This is a genomic window from Nodularia sp. UHCC 0506 (assembly GCF_034931045.1).
Taxonomy (GTDB): Bacteria; Cyanobacteriota; Cyanobacteriia; order Cyanobacteriales; family Nostocaceae; genus Nodularia.
In genome coordinates this window covers 5609-8202 of the sequence record NZ_JAYGHH010000048.1, presented here as the reverse complement: position 1 = coordinate 8202, position 2594 = coordinate 5609, and the positions used below count along the sequence as shown (strand labels likewise).

Below are 2594 nucleotides of genomic sequence, written 5' to 3'. Positions count from 1 at the left end.
AAGAAACTTTAAATATTTGGTTAATCACTGGGGTGAATGGGGCTGGTAAAACCACTACTATCGGCAAAATCTCCCACCTTGCTCAAAAATCCGGTTACAAGTGCTTAATTGGGGCAGCAGATACCTTCCGGGCTGCGGCCGTGGAACAAGTGAAGGTTTGGGGGACAAGAAGCGGTGTAGAAGTTATTGCCAATCCGGGGAAAAATACAGATCCCGCCGCCGTGGTCTTTGATGCGATCGCTGCCGCCCAAGCACGAGAAACTGAATTACTCTTAGTAGATACAGCCGGGCGACTGCAAAATAAGAAAAACTTAATGGACGAACTGGCTAAAATTCGCCGGATTATTGACAAAAAAGCCCCTAATGCCAAAATAGAATCCCTATTGGTTTTAGATGCCACTCTCGGTCAAAATGGATTGCGTCAAGCTGAAGTTTTCGCCCAAGCCGCCCAACTCAGTGGCGTAGTCTTAACCAAGCTAGATGGTACAGCCAAGGGGGGTGTAGCCTTAGCCGTTGTGCAGCAGCTAGGTTTGCCCATTCGCTTTATTGGTGCTGGCGAAGGTATTGAAGATTTGCGTCCTTTTTCTAGCTATGAGTTTGTCGAAGCTTTATTGAGTGGCTAACGCCGCCGCAAGGGGGAAGAGGTAGGGGAGCAGGGAGCAGGGAGTAAGGGGGAAGTAGCCACATTCCCCTGATATAGCAAAGTGCTGTTAGTACTTTGCTATACTTTGCACTGATTCTGCTTCACCCCTCCACCCAGGGTAAACAGATACGAAAACTTCACACTTCCAGGAGAAAATTAGAAACCCACACAAAATTATTTGGTTGACAAGGTATTTTTTTGGGTCTAAAGATGTATGATTTGCTAATTAACTTCTGGAAAAATCAAAGGCTTGATAGGTTATGACAGAATTTGCTGATTTTTACCTAGTGATTTTTGATTAAACGTACATCAATATTTAGCCATAGCCACAGACATAATAAGCAAATATAATACTTGTTTTCGGCTATGTCTTACGTCTTTTTACTCTTGCTAAAGTAATAAAACCTGTCCCAATATAATTTAGCAATTCTCCAGCAACTTACTTTATTTATAAGTAATCTAAAGTCTATCTATATCAAGTGCAATTATACCTTTAACTGTGTCTCAACCGCCCTCCAAACCCACTGATAGTAATAGTAGTGCTGCGACGGATGTCACGCCAGTCGTGGCACTCAAGGAACTCGTGGCCCGGCTACACCGAGAACAGAATAAAATCCAAGATTTACTCAGTTCTTTAGGATTTGCCTTGAGAAGCTTCAATAATTTGAACCAATTTTTGGAGCTGATCCCACTAATGGCAACCAGAGTCACAGATGCAGATGGTAGTGCTTTATTCCTACATAAACCTAACGGTCAAATTAGGTTAGAACAACTACATTGGCAGGATAGCCGCCAGCGTAAGAACATCCGTAAAGCCCTAGAAACCGCTAGTAGTCAAATCACACTGCTGTCTAATACAGCCCCTTTAGCAACAGCTACGGGAATTTTAGATGATCAAATGCATCGCTACTTGGGGCCTGATGTGCAAATTTTTGGCACAGCAATTCTGGTGAAGCATACAGAACGGGGGTGGCTTTACGTCCTCAGCCGTGACCCGGAATATAGCTGGACGGAAACCAGACAAAAGCTAGTCAGACTGGTAGCAGACCAAACGGCTGTAGCCATCGAAAATGATGAATTAGCTGTAGAACTGCGGAAAAAAGAACGCCTAGACCAAGAACTAGAAATTGGTGCAGAAATTCAACGGCGACTTTTACCTCGACAATGCCCGTTTATTCCTGGTGCAACTTTAGCTGCACGTTGTAAACCTGCTAATCGTGTCGGTGGAGATTACTATGATTTTATCCCCACTAATAGCAATCAGGTGCAGTTAAATAGCAAAACTGTCCAAGAAAATGGGCGTTGGGGTTTAGTCATTGGCGATGTTATGGGTAAAGGTGTCCCAGCCGGACTAATTATGACAATGATGCGGGGAATGCTGCGGGGAGAGGTATTGCATGGTAATTCCCCCTGTGTAATTTTGCAAAACTTGAATCGCGTTATGTATGCGGATTTAGAAAATTCCCATCGCTTTGTGACGCTATTTTACTCCGAATATAACCCTTTTAATCGAGTTTTATCTTATAGTAATGCGGCACACAATCCTCCCCTGTGGTGGCACGCCGCCACAAAAACTATTACCCGTTTGGATACCTTGGGAATGCTAATTGGTTTAGATGCCAATAGCCAATACGAAGATGCCCAGGCACAGCTAGAACCTGGGGATACAGTTATTTATTATACAGATGGTTTGACTGATGCAGCTGCTGCCAGTGGCGATCGCTTCGACGAAGAAAACTTTGTTGCTGCCTTTAATGCAGCTTGCAGGTATTACACTCACCCACAGGAGATCGTGGATTATTTGTTCGACCAAGTTTTGCAATTTATCGGTGCTGAAAAGCAAAACACCGACGACATGACACTAGTTGTCCTCAAAATCCAATAGCCATCTCCGAATCTGAACATTAGCGGGCATCTTGCCCGCACCACGAACAGTTTCAGCATATTTTAT

Annotated in this window: 2 protein-coding genes; both read left to right on the top strand. The window is 44.0% G+C overall.

Features of this window, described 5'->3' with window-relative positions; all coding sequences use genetic code 11:
* The coding region (gene ftsY / locus VB654_RS20425; protein ID WP_323215636.1) for a signal recognition particle-docking protein FtsY at positions 1 to 623 on the top strand (623 nt) is incomplete at its 5' end.
* Positions 624 to 1142: 519 nt separating this feature from the next.
* The gene (locus VB654_RS20420; RefSeq protein WP_323215635.1) at positions 1143 to 2528 is read left to right on the top strand and encodes a PP2C family protein-serine/threonine phosphatase; all 1386 of its coding nucleotides are present in this window, start codon (positions 1143 to 1145) and stop codon (positions 2526 to 2528) included.
* Positions 2529 to 2594: the final 66 nt, after the last annotated feature.